General features: G+C 74.2%; 20 protein-coding genes. 14 read left to right on the top strand and 6 right to left on the bottom strand.

Annotation, left to right across the window (positions count from 1 at the left end; translation table 11 throughout):
• Positions 1-8: 8 nt before the first annotated feature.
• The 3 genes from ACFY00_RS33320 (at position 9) to ACFY00_RS33310 (ending at position 1514) form a co-directional block, all read left to right on the top strand.
• Positions 9-392, top strand: coding sequence for a helix-turn-helix domain-containing protein (locus ACFY00_RS33320; protein ID WP_388036684.1), 384 nt, complete (start codon positions 9-11; stop codon positions 390-392).
• 131 nt (positions 393-523) lie between these two features.
• Positions 524-1084 (top strand): hypothetical protein, encoded by a 561-nt coding sequence (locus ACFY00_RS33315; RefSeq protein ID WP_388036681.1) that lies wholly within the window; start codon positions 524-526, stop codon positions 1082-1084.
• Between the two features lie 94 nt (positions 1085-1178).
• The gene (locus ACFY00_RS33310; RefSeq protein WP_388036678.1) at positions 1179-1514 is read left to right on the top strand and encodes a DUF2516 family protein; all 336 of its coding nucleotides are present in this window, start codon (positions 1179-1181) and stop codon (positions 1512-1514) included.
• Between the two features lie 81 nt (positions 1515-1595).
• Here ACFY00_RS33310 and ACFY00_RS33305 read toward each other — a convergent pair whose 3' ends face one another.
• Positions 1596-3020, bottom strand: a complete 1425-nt coding sequence (locus ACFY00_RS33305) for a PP2C family protein-serine/threonine phosphatase (RefSeq protein ID WP_388036676.1) — start codon at positions 3018-3020, stop codon at positions 1596-1598.
• Between the two features lie 227 nt (positions 3021-3247).
• Here ACFY00_RS33305 and ACFY00_RS33300 point away from each other — a divergent pair, with 227 nt between their 5' ends.
• A complete protein-coding gene (locus ACFY00_RS33300; protein ID WP_388036675.1) occupies positions 3248-3784 on the top strand; it encodes an O-acetyl-ADP-ribose deacetylase in 537 nt (178 codons plus the stop codon).
• A 166-nt stretch (positions 3785-3950) separates the two neighbouring features.
• Here the strand turns inward: ACFY00_RS33300 and ACFY00_RS33295 are convergent, their stop codons facing one another.
• Entirely contained in the window at positions 3951-4775 is an 825-nt protein-coding gene (locus tag ACFY00_RS33295) for a class I SAM-dependent methyltransferase (protein ID WP_388036672.1), read from the bottom strand.
• Between the two features lie 177 nt (positions 4776-4952).
• Between ACFY00_RS33295 and mshA the strand changes: the two genes are divergently transcribed.
• Complete coding sequence (gene mshA / locus ACFY00_RS33290) at positions 4953-6296, top strand: D-inositol-3-phosphate glycosyltransferase (protein WP_388036669.1); 1344 nt, start codon at positions 4953-4955, stop codon at positions 6294-6296.
• 127 nt (positions 6297-6423) lie between these two features.
• Positions 6424-6939 (top strand): YbjN domain-containing protein, encoded by a 516-nt coding sequence (locus ACFY00_RS33285; protein WP_388036666.1) that lies wholly within the window; start codon positions 6424-6426, stop codon positions 6937-6939.
• Positions 6940-7255: 316 nt separating this feature from the next.
• On the opposite strand, the gene ACFY00_RS33280 is transcribed toward ACFY00_RS33285, so the two are convergent.
• On the bottom strand, positions 7256-8518 hold the full coding sequence (locus ACFY00_RS33280; RefSeq protein WP_388036663.1) for an MDR family MFS transporter: 1263 nt from the start codon (positions 8516-8518) through the stop codon (positions 7256-7258).
• Between the two features lie 157 nt (positions 8519-8675).
• On the opposite strand from ACFY00_RS33280, the gene ACFY00_RS33275 reads away from it, so the two are divergent.
• Together ACFY00_RS33275 and ACFY00_RS33270 are read left to right on the top strand one after the other, a co-directional pair.
• Entirely contained in the window at positions 8676-9434 is a 759-nt protein-coding gene (locus tag ACFY00_RS33275; protein ID WP_030908130.1) for a phosphoglyceromutase, read from the top strand.
• 272 nt (positions 9435-9706) lie between these two features.
• On the top strand, positions 9707-10297 hold the full coding sequence (locus ACFY00_RS33270; protein ID WP_388036660.1) for a lytic polysaccharide monooxygenase: 591 nt from the start codon (positions 9707-9709) through the stop codon (positions 10295-10297).
• A gap of 75 nt (positions 10298-10372) precedes the next feature.
• Here the strand turns inward: ACFY00_RS33270 and ACFY00_RS33265 are convergent, their stop codons facing one another.
• Together ACFY00_RS33265 and phoU are read right to left on the bottom strand one after the other, a co-directional pair.
• Positions 10373-10552 (bottom strand): hypothetical protein, encoded by a 180-nt coding sequence (locus ACFY00_RS33265; RefSeq protein ID WP_033250994.1) that lies wholly within the window; start codon positions 10550-10552, stop codon positions 10373-10375.
• Between the two features lie 163 nt (positions 10553-10715).
• Positions 10716-11390 (bottom strand): phosphate signaling complex protein PhoU, encoded by a 675-nt coding sequence (gene phoU, locus ACFY00_RS33260; RefSeq protein WP_388036657.1) that lies wholly within the window; start codon positions 11388-11390, stop codon positions 10716-10718.
• 285 nt (positions 11391-11675) lie between these two features.
• Between phoU and ACFY00_RS33255 the strand changes: the two genes are divergently transcribed.
• A complete protein-coding gene (locus ACFY00_RS33255; protein WP_388036655.1) occupies positions 11676-12935 on the top strand; it encodes a sensor histidine kinase in 1260 nt (419 codons plus the stop codon).
• Complete coding sequence (locus ACFY00_RS33250) at positions 12932-13624, top strand: response regulator (protein ID WP_388036652.1); 693 nt, start codon at positions 12932-12934, stop codon at positions 13622-13624. Before ACFY00_RS33255 ends, ACFY00_RS33250 begins: the two co-directional genes overlap by 4 nt.
• A gap of 74 nt (positions 13625-13698) precedes the next feature.
• Here ACFY00_RS33250 and ACFY00_RS33245 read toward each other — a convergent pair whose 3' ends face one another.
• The gene (locus tag ACFY00_RS33245) at positions 13699-14379 is read right to left on the bottom strand and encodes a DUF461 domain-containing protein (RefSeq protein WP_388036650.1); all 681 of its coding nucleotides are present in this window, start codon (positions 14377-14379) and stop codon (positions 13699-13701) included.
• Positions 14380-14753: 374 nt separating this feature from the next.
• Between ACFY00_RS33245 and ACFY00_RS33240 the strand changes: the two genes are divergently transcribed.
• From ACFY00_RS33240 to ACFY00_RS33225, 4 genes are all read left to right on the top strand, one after another.
• The gene (locus ACFY00_RS33240) at positions 14754-15236 is read left to right on the top strand and encodes a CarD family transcriptional regulator (RefSeq protein WP_014136563.1); all 483 of its coding nucleotides are present in this window, start codon (positions 14754-14756) and stop codon (positions 15234-15236) included.
• 213 nt (positions 15237-15449) lie between these two features.
• Positions 15450-16211 carry a 2-C-methyl-D-erythritol 4-phosphate cytidylyltransferase gene (gene ispD / locus ACFY00_RS33235; RefSeq protein ID WP_388036784.1) on the top strand — a complete coding sequence of 254 codons (762 nt, stop codon included), beginning with the start codon at positions 15450-15452 and terminating at the stop codon, positions 16209-16211.
• Complete coding sequence (gene ispF, locus ACFY00_RS33230) at positions 16201-16698, top strand: 2-C-methyl-D-erythritol 2,4-cyclodiphosphate synthase (RefSeq protein ID WP_388036647.1); 498 nt, start codon at positions 16201-16203, stop codon at positions 16696-16698. The genes ispD and ispF overlap by 11 nt, the downstream gene beginning before the upstream one ends.
• 44 nt (positions 16699-16742) lie before the next feature.
• Positions 16743-17138 carry a PPOX class F420-dependent oxidoreductase gene (locus ACFY00_RS33225; protein ID WP_388036644.1) on the top strand — a complete coding sequence of 132 codons (396 nt, stop codon included), beginning with the start codon at positions 16743-16745 and terminating at the stop codon, positions 17136-17138.
• Positions 17139-17232: the final 94 nt, after the last annotated feature.

The following is a 17232-nucleotide window of genomic DNA, read 5'->3' as shown; positions in this document are numbered from 1 at the left end:
CTGCCCGTATGGCGTCACTGAACGTGGGCTCGCTCGGCGAGTACATCCGGGAGCAGCGGCGGAGCGCGCAGTACTCGCTGCGGCAGCTGGCCGAGGCCGCCGGGGTGTCCAACCCGTACCTGAGCCAGATCGAGCGCGGGCTGCGCAAGCCCAGCGCGGAGATCCTCCAGCAGATCGCCAAGGCGCTGCGGATCTCGGCGGAGACGCTCTACGTGCAGGCCGGGATTCTGGAGGAGCGGGACGGCGAGGGGCCCGGCCTGCGGGCCGCGATCCTGGCCGACCCGCTGATCAACGAGCGGCAGAAGCAGGCCCTGCTCTCGGTCTACGAGGCGTTCCTGAAGGAGAACCAGCCCGCCCGCCCGCCCGGCCCCGCCGGGCCGAAGGAGGCGTAGGCCGGAGCACCGGCAGGCGAGCACCAGCAGGCCCGAGCACCAGCAGAACGAGCAGGCCCGGACGGCCGGACCTGCGAGACCGAGCCCCGCGCGACCCGACCGCGCGGCGCCCCCGACCAGGAGGACCCGACATGCCGATCAGCGACGAGCTCAAGAAGACCCTCACCGACCCGACCCCGCTGTACGCCCTGGCCGGCGCGGGCGACCTCGCCTACGAGAAGCTCCGCGAGGTGCCCGCCCAGCTGGAGGCGCTCGCCGCGGACCGCAAGGGCACCCAGGAGAAGGCCGCCGCCGCCCTGCAGGACGCGGGCGCCGCGCTGGCCGACGCACAGGCCAAGGTCACCGAGGCGGTCACCGCCCTGCCCACCGACGTGAAGGAACTCCAGGCCAAGGCGCAGGAGTTCGCGATGCAGCAGGTCGGCCGGGCGCTGGAGTTCGCGGTGAAGGCCAAGGAGGTCTACGACGAACTGGCCGTCCGCGGCCGCACCGTGGTCGAAGCCGCCGGCGCCGCCCCGCAGGCCGCCGAGGACGAGTCCGGGACCGGGGCCGGGGCCGAGGCGCCGGTCGAGGAGGTCGTGATCGCCGAGGTCGTGGTGGACGAGGTCGTGGTGGACGAGGAGCCCGCCGCGCCGAAGCCGACCGCGAAGAAGGCCCCCCGGGCCCGCAAGGGCGGCGCCGCCGCGGCGGAGTGAGGCGGAGCGGCAGCGGCCGGAACGCCGCGCCGACGCGGGCCGTTGACTGGGGTGACGGCCGTGCCAGGATGGAGGAAAGAGTGAGGAGCCCAAGGTGATCCTGTACGTCGACCTCCTTAACCCGTTCTGGTGGATCGCCACCGCGATCATCTGCTTCAAGGTGTTCGCGCTCGGCGACGCCGTGTTCCGCCGGGAGGACGCGTACCGGGCGGCGGACAAGAAGAGCAAGGGCTTCTGGGTGATCGTCCTGAGCCTGTCGCTGGGCTGGGACCTGCTCTTCGGCGCCAACCCGATCACCGGCCTGATGACGCTGGTCGGCCTGGTCGCCTCGATCGTCTACGTGGTGGACGTCCGCCCCGCGATCAAGCTGCTCACCGACGGCCGCGGCCGCGGCGGGCGCAGCAACCAGGGCCCGTACGGCCCCTGGTGACGGGACGCGGCGACCGGCAGCGCAACAGGAAGGGCGGCCCCCGCACGGGGGCCGCCCTTCCTGCCGTGCGCGGCGGGACGCTCAGCCCATGATCACCGGAATCGGGTTGCGCTCCAGCAGCAGCACCGCGACGTCGTCGGTGAGCGCCCCGCCGTTCAGCTCCTCGACCTCGGCGATCGCGGAGTCGACGAGGCGGCCGCGGGTCAGTCCGGCGGCCTGGTGGTCGGCGATCAGCTCGATCAGGCCCTCCTGGCCCAGCCGCGGCGAGCCCGCCCCGACCTTGCCCTCGACCAGGCCGTCGGTGTACATCAACAGCCGCCAGCCGGTGGGGAGTTCGACCCGCAGGGCGGGCCAGACCGAGTGCGTCGCGTCGCAGGGCAGCAGGCCGAGCGCCGGGCCGGCCTGGTCGAGCGGGAGCAGCACCGGCGGGCCGTCGGGGCCCAGCAGCAGCGGGGCGGGGTGCCCGGCCAGGTACAGCTCGGCGGCGTCGGGGCCGCCGCCCTCGGCCGGGGCGTCCAGCACGACCATGCACAGGGTCGCGAAGATCTCGTCGCTGCGGCGCTCGTGCTCCAGCACGTGCTGCAGGGTGGTGAGCAGGTGCTGGCCGGTCAGCCCGGCGAACACCAGCGTCCGCCACGCTATCCGCAGCGCGACGCCGAGCGCGGCCTCGTCCGGGCCGTGGCCGCAGACGTCGCCGATCACCACGTGCACCCGGCCGTCCTTGGTGCGGACGGCGTCGTAGAAGTCGCCGCCGAGCAGGGCCCGGCGACGGCCGGGGCGGTAGCGGCGGGTGAAGGACAGGTCGGCGCCGTCCAGCAGCGGGGTGGGCAGCAGGTGGCGCTGGAGGCGGGCGTTCTCCTGGCCGCGGATCTCGGCCTCGACCAGGCGGCGCTGCGACTCGTCGGCGCGCTTGCGCTCCACCGCGTAGCGCAGGGCGCGGGCCAGCAGCGGGCCGCCGGTGTCCTGCCGGAGCAGGAAGTCCTGGGCGCCCGCGGCGACCGCGGCGGCGCCGAGCTCGGCCCCGGCGGCGTCGGTCAGCACCACCACGGCGGTGTGCGGGGCGCGCAGCAGCAGCTCGCGCAGGCCGTCCAGCCCGTCGGACGGCTCCGCGGAGGGTTCGGCGGACGTGCCGAGGTCGAGCAGGACGCACTGGAAGTCGGGGGTGCGCAGGCCGCGGCGGCCGGTGCCGGGCTGCGGCGGCAGCGCGGCCAGGGCCTCCTGGATGCCGTTCACCCGGTGCAGCTCGGCGTGCTGGCCCAGCTCGGCGGCCAGCGAGTCGAACAGGGCGTGCCCGGGCCCGTCGGCCTCCACCACCAGCACCCGGAACCCCGCGGTGGGGCGGGCGGGTTCGGCGGGGGCCGGGGTGCTGCGCGGATGCGGTATCGGCGCGGGGCCCGCGGTCCGGTCGGGACGCGGGGCGCCGTGGGCGCGGCGGCTGCGGCTGCGTTCGGCGGTACCGGCGCTCGTGGTCGCGTCGGGTGCCCGCCCGTCTCCCGTAGCGGGCATCGGTCGGTCCTTCCTTTCCCCGACGGACCAACGGCTGGTGTCCGTCCGCAGTGCCCGGGCGGCGCCGGGCATCGAGGGGCTTCCCGCGACCATAACGTGATCTCCGAGGATTTCTTCGACTGGGCGGCGCCGATGTGGTTATTGCCACGCGCCTGGTGGCGGCTTTGCCTAGGGTTTCCACAGGTTTCCGCCGTCGGTGGACCGGAGTTGGCCGGAGGTGAGCAGCGGTGACCCAGATCACGCTGGTGCAGGGTGACATCACGGAACAGCAGGTGGACGCGGTGGTGAACGCCGCCAACAGCTCCCTGCTGGGCGGCGGCGGGGTGGACGGGGCGATCCACCGCAAGGGGGGACCGGAGATCCTGGCCGAGTGCCGCAGGCTGCGCGCCTCGCACTACGGCAAGGGCCTGCCCACCGGCCGGGCCGTGGCGACCACGGCGGGACGGCTGCCCGCCCGCTGGGTGGTGCACACCGTCGGTCCGGTGTACCGGGCGGAGGAGTATCCGCAGCGCGCGGAGCTACTGGCTTCCTGCTATCGGGAGTCCCTTCGGGTCGCGGTCGGGCTGGGTGCCCGGACGGTGGCCTTCCCGGCGGTCTCGGCCGGGATCTACGGCTGGCCGCTGGAGGACGCGGCCCGGATCGCCCTGGGGACCGCGGTCGCGGAGGCCGCGGACCTGGACGAGGTGCGGTTCGTGCTGTTCGACGCCGACGCGTACGCGGTGTTCGAACGGGTGTGGCGCGAGGTCGAGGGGCGGACGGGCTGACGGGTGCTCGGGAGGCCGCTGGAGCGACCACCCGGACGGCTCCATGGTGGCGTGACGGGGCGTCAACACGCCAGAGGAAATCGATAACTCGTTCGAGTGAAGTATCGAACAGATGATCGGACCGAGTAGGGCGGGGCGGGACGGGACGGGGAGCGGGGGCGGCGGCTCAGCGCGGCGCCAGCGCGGCCCACCCCACCGTCAGCTCGCCCTGCCGCCACCGCGCCGGCCCGTCCCGCAGCGGCCAGTCCGCCGCCAGCGCCGCGCAGGCCGCCGCCCAGCGCTGCCGGGCCCCGAACGCGCCCAGCGGCGCGGCCGCCGCCCAGGCCCGGTCGAAGTCGCGCAGGAAGGAGTGCACCGGCCGCCCCGGCACGTTGTGGTGGATCAGCGCCTTCGGCAGCCGCTCCGCCAGCTCGGACGGCCGCTCCAGACCGGCCAGCCGGGCCGCGAAGGTCACCGTCCGCGGTCCCTCCGGCCCCAGCGCCACCCAGACGTGCCGCCGCCCCACCTCGTCGCAGGTGCCCTCCACCAGCAGCCCGTCCGGGGCCAGCCGCCCGCACAGCCGGGCCCACACCTCGGCGACCTGTTCCTCGTCGTACTGCCGCAGCACGTTCGCCGCCCGGATCAGCTGGGCCCGCGCCCCGCCGTCCAGCGGCACCTCGAACCCGCCGCGGCGGAACTCCAGCAGCGGCGGCTCGGCCATCGGCAGCGCCGCCGCGACCCGGACCGGATCGATCTCGATCCCCACCACCCGGACGTCCGCCCGCACCGCCCGCAGCCGCGCCGACAGCTCCACCGCCGTCCACGGCGCCGCGCCGTACCCCAGGTCCACCACCACCGGCGGGGCCACCGGCGCCCGCAGCGCCCGGCCCGCCGCGTACGCGATCCAGCGGTCCATCCGCCGCAACCGGTTGGTGTTGGTGGTGCCCCGGGTGATCGTCCCCACCGGTCGGCCCGACCGGCCCCGGGAGGACGGCGTGTCGCTCGCTGCCATGGTCACCTAGCGTACGCAGCGGTTCCGGAGCACGGAGCACCCGGATCCGCTGGCGGGAATACGCCGCCGCGCCACCCCGTTGCCCTGGCTGAAGTCCATCCGCCCGCTGCCGCCGGCCGCGGGCGGCGGCACGAGAAGAGCAGACCAGACGGCCGGCGCACAGGGAGGCATCCGCAGGTGACCCAGCCCCTCGTCCGCACGCCCCTCCGGGAGCCGCGGTGGGCCGCCCCCGCGACCCCCGCCGCGTTCGCCCGGTCCGCCGCGGCCGCCCGCCGCCCGCGCCGGATCGCGATGCTGAGCGTCCACACCTCGCCGCTGCACCAGCCCGGCACGGGCGACGCCGGCGGCATGAACGTGTACATCGTGGAGCTGGCCAAGCGCCTCGCCGAGCTGGACATCGAGGTCGAGGTCTTCACCCGCGCCGTCAGCTCGGACGACGCCCCCGCCGTCGAGCTCGCCCCCGGCGTCCTCGTGCGGCACGTCACCGCGGGCCCGTACGAGGGCCTGATCAAGGAGGACCTGCCCGCCCAGCTGTGCGCCTTCACGCACGGCGTGCTGCGCACCGAGGCCGGGCACCGCCCCGGCTACTACGACCTGGTGCACTCGCACTACTGGCTCTCCGGCCAGGTCGGCTGGCTGGCCGCCGAGCGCTGGGGCGTCCCGCTGGTGCACACCATGCACACCATGGCCAAGGTCAAGAACGCCGCCCTCGCCGAGGGCGACACCCCCGAGCCCGCGGCCCGGGTGATCGGCGAGACCCAGGTGGTCGGCGCCGCCGACCGGCTGATCGCCAACACCGCGGAGGAGGCCGCCGAGCTGGCCCACCACTACGCCGCCCGCCCCGAGCAGCTCGCCGTCGTCCACCCCGGCGTCAACCTGGACGTGTTCCGCCCCGGCGACCGCGCCGCCGCCCGCGCCCGGCTGGGCCTCCCGCAGGACGCCGCGGTGCTGCTGTTCGCCGGCCGAATACAGCCGCTCAAGGCGCCCGACGTCCTGCTCAAGGCCGTCGCCCGGCTGCTCGACCGGCACCCGGAGCTGCGCGAACGCCTGGTCGTCCCGATCGTCGGCGGCCCCTCCGGCACCGGCCTGGCCCGCCCCGAGAGCCTGCACAAGCTCGCCGCCCAGCTCGGCATCGGCGACGTGGTCCGCTTCCACCCCCCGGTCGACCAGCGGCGGCTCGCCGACTGGTACCGCGCCGCCACCGCCCTGGTGATGCCCTCGCACAGCGAGTCCTTCGGCCTGGTCGCCCTGGAGGCCCAGGCCTGCGGCACCCCCGTGGTCGCCGCCGCCGTCGGCGGCCTCCCCGTCGCCGTCCGGGACGGCCGCACCGGCACCCTCGTCCCCGGCCACGACCCCGACGCCTGGGCCCACGCCCTGCTCCCGTACGCCACCGACCCCGCCCTCCCCGTCGGCCGCGGCGCCGCCGCCGCCCGCCACGCCGCCGCCTTCGGCTGGTCCGCCGCGGCCGCCGCCACCGCCGAGGTCTACACGGGGGCGATGTCGGCCGTCGTCCGGGCCTGAGACCCCGGCCGGGGAACGGCGGGCACGGGTCTGCTCACGGTGCCCTGCCGGTGCGTGCCGTCGCTCCGGGTTCCGTTCCCGCCCCCTGGGCGCGCCGGCCCGCCGGCCCGGAGGCTAGCGTGGGGGCATGGCAGCCAAGGACGACGCACTCACCCTCCTGCGCACCGCGCTCGACCAGGCCGGTGTCACCTGGGAGCCGGCCGCGGCCGACCCGTACACGCTGGTCGCCGCGCTGCCCGGGACGCGCAAGCTCTCCACCGCCTGCGCGCTGCGGGTCGGCGACCACACCCTGTCGGTGAACGCGTTCGTGATCCGGCGGCCGGACGAGAACCACGAGGCGTTCCACCGCTGGCTGCTGGAGCGCAACACCCGGATGTTCGGGGTGGCGTACGCGGTGGACCGGCTCGGCGACGTCTACCTGGTCGGGCGGCTGCCGCTGGAGGCGGTGACGCCGGACGCGGTGGACCGGCTGCTGGGCAGCGTGCTGGAGCACGCCGACGAGCCGTTCGACACCCTGCTGGAGCTGGGCTTCGCGACCGCGATCCGCCGCGAGTGGGAGTGGCGGACCAAGCGCGGCGAGTCCACCCGCAACCTGGCCGCGTTCGCGCACCTGGCGAGCGAGGCCCCTCCCGCCGGAGCCTGATCCGGGTGTCCCCCCGGCCGGGGAGGGAACCATGGACACCGAATCCGCCGGTACCGCCGAATCCGCCGCCGCGCAACGGAAGTTGGCCTGGCTGGAGGCCGGGCTCGCCGCCGAGCCGAAGGAGCGTCGGCGGCGCCGCGACTGGGACCGGCGCCGGGCGCTGACCCCGCAACTGGCCACCGTCAGCCCCTCCGCGCCGGTCACCGTGCTGCCGGGCCTGAAGGTCGGCGAGCCGCCGGCCGGACGGCCGGCGGACGTCGCGCTGGTCTCCGGCGCGCTGGTGACGGTGCTGGCCCGGGCCCGGGGCGGCGGGAGGTCAGGCCGCCGCCTCCACCGGCGCCGCGACCGGCGCCCCGTCCACCACCGGCGGCCGGGGCTGACGGCGCCCGATCGCGACGAAGGCGAGCGCGGCCAGCGTGCCCGCCGCCGCGCAGCCGCCCCACAGCGCCCAACTGCCCGCGTACTGCAGCAGCAGGCCGCCGCCGAGCGGGCCGACGAACGAGGCCAGCGACCAGGAGAGCGAGTAGACGCCCTGGTAGCGGCCGCGGGCCCGGGCGGGGGAGTGCTCGGCGACCAGCGCCATCATGGTCGGCGCGGTGACGATCTCGCCGACCGTCCAGACCGCCACCGTCAGCGCGTACAGCGCGGCGGAGGACCCGGCCAGCGCGGTCAGGCCGAAGCCCCAGCCGGTCAGCAGGGCGCCGGCCACCAGCAGGGCGGTGCGGTCGCGGTGCTCCATCAACCGGGTCAGCGGGAGCTGCAGCAGCACGATCAGCACCCCGTTCAGGCTGATCACCAGGCCGAACCGGGCGGCCGAGAGGCCGTGCGCGCCCATGTCCACCGGCAGCGTGGTGGAGCCCTGCTGGACGACCAGCGCCAGCAGCAGGTTCACCGCGACCACCGCCATGAACGGCCCGTCCCGGAACACCGTGCCCAGCCCGACCCGCGGCTCCTGCTCGGCGACGGCCGCCGGGGCGGCCTCCGGCTGCGTCTCCGGGACCTTCACGAACACCACCACCGCGCACAGCAGCGTGGTCAGCGCGTCCAGCAGGAACAGCGCCAGGTAGCCGTGCACGGCGATCAGCCCGGCCACCGCGGCGGAGGCGCCGAAGCCGATGTTGATCGCCCAGTAGTTCAGCGCGTACGCCCGGACCCGGTCCGCGGCGGGCACCAGGTCGGCGATCATCGCGCTGACCGCGGGGCGGGACGCGTTGCTCGCCAGGCCGACCAGGAAGGCCACCGCGGCGATCGCCACCGGCCCGTCGGTGTACCCCAGCAGCGCGGTGAACAGCGCCGTGGACAGCTGCGCCGCCAGCAGCGTCGGCCGCCGCCCCAGCCGGTCGGTCAGCACCCCGGCGCCGATCGCGGCCACCGCCGAGCCGAGCCCGAACAGCGAGGCCACCAGGCCCGCGTACGCCGCCGAGTAGCCGCGCTCGTGGGTGAGGTACATGGCCAGGAAGGTCACCACGAAGCCGCCGAGGCGGTTCACCAGCGTCGAGGTCCACAGCCACCAGAACTGGCGGGGGAGCCCGCCGCCCGCTCTGCGTGCTTCGGCGGCCAGGCGGGCGAGGAGGGGCATGGGGGCTCCCGGGCGGTACGGCCCGGAGCGGCCGCGGGCAGGGTGGGGCGGCCGCCCGCGGGCGGGTGAACGGTAAGAGTCGAAACCGATGAGCGAACATTACATCGCGGATGGACACCCGAGCGACCGGATTTACCCCTCCACTAGGCTTGGCCCCATGGCTGACACGACCTATCGCTTGATCCTGCTCCGCCACGGCGAGAGCCAGTGGAACCAGAAGAACCTGTTCACCGGTTGGGTCGACGTCGACCTCAACGAGAAGGGCGAGAAGGAGGCCGCCCGCGGCGGCGAGCTCCTGCTCGCCGAGGGCCTGCTGCCGGACGTGCTGCACACCTCGCTGCTGCGCCGCGCCATCCGCACCTCGCAGATCGCCCTCGACAAGGCCGACCGCCACTGGATCCCGGTCCGCCGCAGCTGGCGCCTGAACGAGCGCCACTACGGCGCCCTCCAGGGCAAGGACAAGGCCCAGACCCTCGCCGAGTTCGGCGAGGAGCAGTTCCAGCTCTGGCGCCGCTCCTACGACACCCCGCCGCCGGCCCTCGCCGACGACGCCGAGTACTCGCAGGCCGGCGACGCCCGCTACGCCGAGATCCCGTCCGAGCTGCGCCCGAACACCGAGTGCCTCAAGGACGTCGTCGAGCGGATGCTCCCGTACTGGTACGACGCCATCGTGCCGGACCTCGCGGCGGGCAGCACCGTGCTGGTCACCGCCCACGGCAACAGCCTGCGCGCCCTGGTCAAGCACCTGGACGGCATCTCCGACGAGGCCATCGCGGGCCTCAACATCCCCACCGGCATCCCGCTCGTCTACGAGCTCGACGCCGACTTCAAGCCGGTCACCCCCGGTGGCCGCTACCTCGACCCGGAGGCCGCCGCGGCCGCTATCGAGGCCGTGAAGAACCAGGGCAAGAAGTAGCACCCGCTCGCCCTCGCCCCGCCTCTCAGCCCCCTGCCCGGCGCAACGACGCCCCGGCCCAGGGGGCTGTTCCGTTCCCCGACGCCGTGTCAACCCGGGGGTGGCAAAGCTTGGTTCACGGGGAAGAATGGTTCAGACCATTGACGGCGGGCGGGGGCTGCTCCTAGCGTGGAGGCACTGTCGGCGCGGGCATGACAATCTTGGTCGCCCCCCACGCGGCCCTTCCGCGTGCCCGCGGTCGCGCACTCCATCCACCCCCACGGAGGAGCACCATGCGCAAGCGCACCATCCTGGCGGTCGGCTTCGCCGCCACCGCCGCGGTCCTGGCCACCGCCGTCCCGGCCAGTTCGCACGGGTACATCACCACGCCGCCCAGCCGCGCCGGACTCTGCGGGGCGGGCGTGGTCAAGAACTGCGGGCAGATCCAGTGGGAGCCGCAGAGCGTCGAGGGCCCGAAGGGCTTCCCGGCCTCCGGGCCCGCCGACGGCACGCTGTGCGCGGGCGGCGACACGCGCTGGGCGCCGCTGGACAACCCGCGGTCCGGGGCGTGGCCGACCACCAAGGTGACCGCCGGGCAGCAGCTGACGCTGACCTGGAGCATCGAGGCGCGGCACGCCACCACCTCGTTCCGGTACTTCCTCACCAAGCCGGGCTACGACGCGACCACCAAGCTCACCAGGTCGAACCTGAACCTGACCCCGTTCCTGACCGTGCCGATGGGCGGCAAGCAGCCCCCGGCCACGCTCAGCCACACCGCGACGCTGCCCGCCGGGCTGACCGGCCACCAGGTGATCCTGGCGGTCTGGGACATCGCGGACACCGGCAACGCGTTCTACCAGTGCATGGACGTCAACTTCTCCTGACACCGGGAGGAAGCAGGACGGCCGGGCGCCCTTCCAGAGGGGGTGCCCGGCCGTCCGGCGTTCGCGCGCGGGGGCTCAGTGGCCGCCGCAGCAGCCGCCGGTCGCGCCGCCGCACTGGCAGGGCGAGCCGGACTGGCAGCCGCAGCCGCAGCCGGGGCCGCAGCCGCAGCCCGCGGCGAGGACCGGCAGGAGCCGGGCCGCGACCGGGGCGGTCGGGGCGGGCGGGGGGGTGTTCGGGGTGCCGGTCGTCTTCATGGCGCTGCCTCCTCGTCCGGGCGGAGCCGGGCAGCCCGAGGGGAGTGCCCGTCCCCTCGAGTGAACCCGGCGGCCGACGGCACGTCAACGGGCGCGCGGGGGCTGGCGGTTGGGCCCCCGTGCGCCCCCTCGACGGACCGGACGGGGGCGGTCGGCCCGGCGGCTACTCGGCCGGCTCCGCGGTGGCCACGAAGTCGGCCACGTGCTCGCCGGTGACCAGGTAGACGACGCGCTTGGCGACCGAGACCGCGTGGTCGGCGAAGCGCTCGTAGTAGCGGCCGACCAGGGTGACGTCCACCGCGGTCTCGATGCCGTGGTGCCAGCGGTCGTCCAGCAGGTGCGAGAACAGCTCGCGGTGCAGGGCGTCGATCGCGTCGTCGTCCGACTCCAGCTCCAGCGCCTTGTCGACGTCCTTGGTGGCGATGACCAGGCCCGCCTTGGCGACCAGGCGCTGGGCGAGCTGCCCCATCTCCAGCACGATCGGGTGCAGGTCGTTCGGGACGGCGGTCTCCGGGTAGCGCAGCCGGGCGACCTTGGCGACGTGCCGGGCCAGGTCGCCGCAGCGCTCCAGGTCGGCGCTCATCCGCAGCGAGGTGACCACGATCCGCAGGTCGGTGGCGACCGGCTGCTGGCGGGCCAGCAGGTCGATGGCCCGGTTCTCCAGGGCGTGGTGCAGGCCGTTGATCTTCTCGTCGGCGGCGATCACGCTCTCCGCCAGTTCGAGGTCCGCGTCCAGCAGGGCGGTGGTGGCCCGGCCCATCGCCGAGCCGACCAGGCGTGCCATCTCGACCAGGCTGTCGCTGATCGAGTCGAGTTCCTCGTGGTACGCGTCGCGCATGCGCTCTTCTCCTCCAGTACCGGTGTCGGTGGCGGTGCCGACCGGACGCCCCGGACCGGCCCGCCGGAGGGCGGGCGGCGCGGGCGGCCGCTGCTGGTGGCGCGAATGGTAGCCGCGTCACCGCCCGCACGGGCTTGCCCGGCCCAGACTGATCCGTTCGGGCGACCTCCCACGGCCGGGGCGGTGAACCGGCGGAATCCTGAAGGTGAATTCTCGGCAACGTCAGGCCGATGCCTTGATCGCACCCTTACGGAGCGCGCCCGGACACCATTTACGCTGGCTGGCATGGACGTGAACGCGGCCGCCGCCGCTGCCTGCGCCATAGCCGGGCTCGGCGTCGGCCTCACCGCCTCCATCGCCTTCCGCTGGAGCGAGCGCGAACAGGCCCGGGACCGGCACGGCAGGACGGGCAGGAGCGGCGGGCCGGAACTGGAACAGGAACCCGCGCTGCCCCCGGGCGTGGACACCGTGCTCTCGGTGCTGCGCTCGTGCGCGATCGTGCTGGGCGAGGGCGACGAGGTGGTCAAGGCCTCCTCGGCCGCCTACGCGATGGGCCTGGTGCGCGGCGGCAGGGTGGCCGTGGACCAGATGCTGTCGCTGGCCCGCTCCACCCGGCGGGACGGCGAGATCCGGCAGATCGAGCTGGAGCTGACCCGCCCCGGCACCTCGGCCCGCACCGCCGAACCGCTGGCGGTCTCGGTCCGGGTCGCCCCGCTGGGCTCCCGGCTGGTGCTGGTGCTGGTCGAGGACCGCACCGAGCGCCGCCGGATCGAGGCGATCCGCCGCGACTTCGTGGCCAACGTCTCGCACGAGCTGAAGACCCCGGTCGGCGCGCTCTCGCTGCTCTCCGAGGCCGTCGCGGACGCCTCCGACGACCCGGAGGCGGTGCAGCGCTTCGCCGGCCGGATGCAGGTGGAGGCCACCCGGCTGGCCAGCCTGGTGCAGGAGATCATCGACCTGTCCCGGGTCCAGGACGACCAGCTCAAGGTCGACCCGGAGCCGGTCGCGGTGGACGAGCTGATCGCCGAGGCGATCGACCGCTGCCGGCAGACCGCCGCGGCCAAGCAGATCGTCATCGCCGCGGGCGGCACCACCGACCTGTACCTGGTCGGCAACCGCGGCCAACTGGCCGCCGCACTCGGCAACCTGGTGGAGAACGCGGTGAACTACAGCCCGCCGCGCACCAGGGTCGCCATCGCCACCCGCCGGATCTCCAGCGCCGCGGCGCTGGGCGAGGCGGACGGCGAGCTGATCGAGATCTCGGTGACCGACCAGGGCATCGGCATCTCGGAGAAGGACCGCGAGCGGATCTTCGAACGCTTCTACCGGGTGGACCCCGCCCGCTCCCGCCTCACCGGTGGCACCGGCCTCGGCCTGTCCATCGTCAAGCACGTCGCCGCCTCGCACCGCGGCACCGTGTCGGTGTGGAGCGTCGAGGGCCAGGGCTCCACCTTCACTCTGCGGCTCCCCGCCGGACAGGCGCCGGTCGGGGGCCCCGAAACCCACGCAGCAACCACACTTCCTGCCCCGGAGGCCCGATCGTGACCCGTGTACTGGTGGTCGAGGACGAGGAGTCGTTCAGCGACGCCCTGTCGTACATGCTCCGCAAGGAGGGCTTCGAGGTGGCGATCGCCGCCACCGGCCCCGACGCGCTGGAGCAGTTCGAGCGCAACGGAGCCGACCTCGTCCTGCTCGACCTGATGCTGCCCGGCCTGCCCGGCACCGAGGTCTGCCGCCAGCTGCGGGTCCGCTCCAACGTCCCGGTGATCATGGTCACCGCCAAGGACAGCGAGATCGACAAGGTGGTCGGCCTGGAGATAGGAGCCGACGACTACGTCACCAAGCCGTACTCCACCCGCGAGCTGGTGGCCCGGATCCGCGCGGTGCTCCGCCGCCGGGGCGAGGACGGCGGCGGCGACGGCGCGGCCGCCCCGGGCGCGCTGGAGGCCGGTCCGGTCCGGATGGACGTCGACCGGCACGTGGTGACGGTGGACGGCGCCAAGGTCGACCTGCCGCTCAAGGAGTTCGACCTGCTGGAGATGCTGCTGCGCAACGCGGGCCGGGTGCTCACCCGGATGCAGCTGATCGACCGGGTCTGGGGCGCGGACTACGTCGGCGACACCAAGACCCTGGACGTCCACGTCAAGCGCCTGCGGGCGAAGATCGAGCCCGACCCGGGCGCCCCGCGCTACCTGGTCACCGTCCGCGGCCTGGGCTACAAGTTCGAGCCGTAAGCCGTAGCCGTGAGCCGCTGCCGCGCGCAGCAGGAGGGCCCCGCCGAGGCGGGGCCCTCCTGCGTGGCCGCGTCCTACTGCTGGGCGGTGGCCGAGCCGGACGGGCTGGCCGGGGCGCTCGCCGAGCCGCTCGCGGTGGCGCCGGCCGACGGCGAGCCGGTGGCGCCGGCGGGGGCCGAGGCACCGGCCGACGCGCCCGCCGAGGCGGAGGCCGAAGCGGAGGCGGAGGCGGACGGGGCGGCGGCCTTCGGGCCGTAGCCCTCGTAGTAGCCCTCGGCGGGCTGCACGTTGGCGTCGGCGGAGACCGTGCCGGCGTTCTTGAAGGTGAAGGTGGTCTTGGCGTAGCCGCCGACCGACAGCGCCGAGCCGGTGGCCGAGGCGGTCGGGCCGCCCTGGGCGCCGAGCAGCACCGACTGGCCGGGCGCGAGGGTGAGGTCCTGGACCGCGGCGCCCTTCTCGTCGGTCAGCTTGGCGGCGCTGTCGCCGATCTTGACCGAGGTGAGCACCTCCGGTTCGTTGCCGGTGTTGGCGATGTTCACCGTGAGGGCGGCCGCGCCGGAGTACTCGCCGGCGGTGCCCTTGGGGGTGACCACGACGATGTTGTTGAGCTTGACGTCGGTGCCGATCGCCGTCGCCGCGTTGTCCGGCTTGATCTCCAGCGTGCTCGCGTCGTTGCCCGCCGCGCAGGCGGCCAGCGGGACGATCGCGGCGAGGACGAGGGCGGCTGCAGCGCCGCGTCGAAGGCTCCGGCTCACGGCGGCGACTTCTCCTTGGTGGGGGACGATCCAGTGGAAAACGGATCACGGTCGGTGGTCGAGGGTCAGACTACCGACCGCACATATCCGCCTCTCACGGGGTGGCCCCGTGTCGCGGTCCGATCACGATCCGGGGCGCCCGGCGCGTCGGGGGCAAAAACTCAAGATCCAATCATGGTTTCGGGACGGTGACCAGAGGTTTCGTCCCGCGCTCAGACCGCCTCCGACCTGCGGGAAGCCCGGATCGAACACCGGTCGCAGCACGCGACGGGGGTGGTTGTCAAGCCCTGGAACCCGCCCTGACCTGCGAAAACGCCCTTCGAGTCAGCCGAAAAGCGTGTTATTCTGGAAAGCCACGGAAGGGGTCCTGTCACATGACGTTCAAGGTTGGCGACACGGTGGTCTACCCCCATCACGGGGCTGCGCTGATCGAGGCCATCGAAACTCGCCAGATCAAAGGTGTGGACAAGACCTACCTGGTGCTGAAGGTGCAGCAGGGAGATCTGACGCTTCGCGTTCCCGCGGAGAACGCCGAGTTCGTGGGCGTCCGCGACGTGGTGGGCCAGGAAGGCCTGGACCGCGTGTTCGAGGTGCTCCGCGCACCGTACACCGAAGAGCCCACCAACTGGTCTCGCCGGTACAAGGCGAACCTCGAGAAGCTCGCGTCCGGCGACGTGATCAAGGTCGCAGAGGTCGTCCGCGACCTGTGGCGCCGCGAGCGCGAGCGCGGCCTGTCGGCCGGTGAGAAGCGGATGCTGGCCAAGGCCCGGCAGATCCTGGTGAGCGAGCTGGCGCTCGCCGAGAACACCAACGAGGACAAGGCCGAGACGCTGCTCGACGAGGTCCTCGCCTCCTGAGCCGCCGATCCGGCTGCACGTCCTGGTCTCCGGAACCCGTGACGGGGTCGAAGCAGCTGTGACGCAGCGCCCGGTGGTGCCCGCAACGGCACCTCGGGCGCTTCGCCATGCCCGGAAGGGGTGGTGGCACGGCTGTGCGCCGGGCGCGGTTCCACTAACGTGCAGTCAGGAAGGGGGCCTGCCCGCTCGCGGCATCCGCGCTCGGCACGGGCCATACCCATCACTACCGAGGAGCCAAACCTGAACGCCTCAGCACAGCTCGCGGCAGCGGTCGTCCCGGCCGCCGGGCGCGGCGAGCGACTCGGCCCCGGCGCCCCCAAGGCGCTGCGCGAACTCGGCGGCGTGCCGCTGCTGGTGCACGCCGTCCGGGCGCTGGCCCGCAGCCGGGCGGTCGGCCTGGTGGTGGTGTGCGCCCCGCCGGACGGCGTGGCCGAGGTGGTCTCACTGCTGGACAGCCACGGCCTGGACGGCAAGGACGTCCGGGTGGTGCCCGGCGGCGCGAGCCGTCAGGAGTCGGTGCGCCTGGGCCTGGCCGCCGTCCCCGCGGGCACCCGGGTGGTGCTGGTGCACGACGCGGCCCGCCCGCTGGTGCCGGTCGAGGTGGTGGACGCGGTGGCCGCCGCCGTCCGCGCCGGGGCGGAGGCGGTGGTGCCCGCGGTGCCGCTGGCCGACACCGTCAAGCGGGTCGAGCCGCAGCCGTCCGGCCCGGAGCCGGTGCTGGACACGCCCGACCGCTCCGCCCTGCGCGCCGTGCAGACCCCGCAGGGCTTCGACCTGCCCGGGCTGGTCGCCGCGCACGAGAGGGCGCTCGCCGAGGGCGCCGAGGTGACCGACGACGCCGGGCTGATCGAGCGCTTCGGCGGCCGGGTGGTCGTGGTGCCCGGCCACGAGGAGGCGTTCAAGGTCACCCGTCCGCTGGACCTCGTGCTCGCCGAAGCCGTGCTCGCCCGCCGGAGGGCCACCGATGGCTACTGACCGCCCGATCCTCCCCCGCGTCGGCATCGGCACCGACGTGCACGCCTTCGAGGAGGGCCGCCCGCTGCGGGTGGCCGGCCTGGACTGGCCCGGCGAGACCGGCCTGGCCGGGCACTCGGACGCCGACGTGGCCGCGCACGCCGCCTGCGACGCGCTGTTCTCCGCCGCCGGGATCGGCGACCTGGGCGCGCACTTCGGCACCTCCCGCCCCGAGTGGGCGGGCGCGGCCGGGGTGGCGCTGCTGGCCGAGGCGGCCCGGCTGGTCCGGGAGGCCGGTTTCGAGATCGGCAACGTCGCCGTCCAGGTGATCGGCGTCCGCCCGAAGATCGGCAAGCGCCGGGACGAGGCCCAGGCCGCGCTGTCGGCGGCGGTCGGCGCCCCGGTCTCGGTCTCCGGCACCACCACCGACGGCCTCGGCCTGACCGGCCGCGCGGAGGGACTCGCCGCGATCGCCACGGCGCTGGTCTACGAACGGCCCGCCGCCTAGCCTGACTCCTGATCGTACGTCAGAGAACCGGCACAGGAGGCGACATGGGCGTCGAGCTCAGCGGCAAGGTCAAGGAACTGCTGGACGCGAAGAGCTACGCCGTGGTGTCCACGGTGCAGCCCGACGGCAGCCCGCAGTCGTCCGTGGTCTGGGTGAAGCGGGACGGGGACGACATCCTGTTCTCCACCGTGCAGGGCCGTCGCAAGCACCTCAACCTGGTCCGGGACCCGCGGATCAGCCTGCTGGTCAACCCGGCGGACGACCCGTACACCTACTTCGAGGCCCGCGGCGAGGTCACCCTGACCACCGCGGGCGGCCGGGAGCTGATCGACGAGCTGTCGCACAAGTACCGAGGCGAGGACTACGGCTTCGACGGCCCGGACGACGTCCGGGTGGTGGTCCGGCTCAGCCCGCGCAAGGTGGTCGGCAACAACCTCTGAGCTTGGCGTTTATCCTCGTCGGCTTTGATGTTCCTTGATCGAGTCGGCTCGTTTGGCCGTCTTGCCGACGTTGTGGCGTGGGGCCCGTTGCTTG

The sequence above is a fragment of the Kitasatospora sp. NPDC001540 genome, assembly GCF_042894345.1.
Lineage (GTDB): Bacteria > Actinomycetota > Actinomycetes > Streptomycetales > Streptomycetaceae > Kitasatospora > Kitasatospora phosalacinea_C.
Note: the sequence above shows the minus strand (reverse complement) of the source record. Positions and strands in the feature narration are given on the sequence as shown.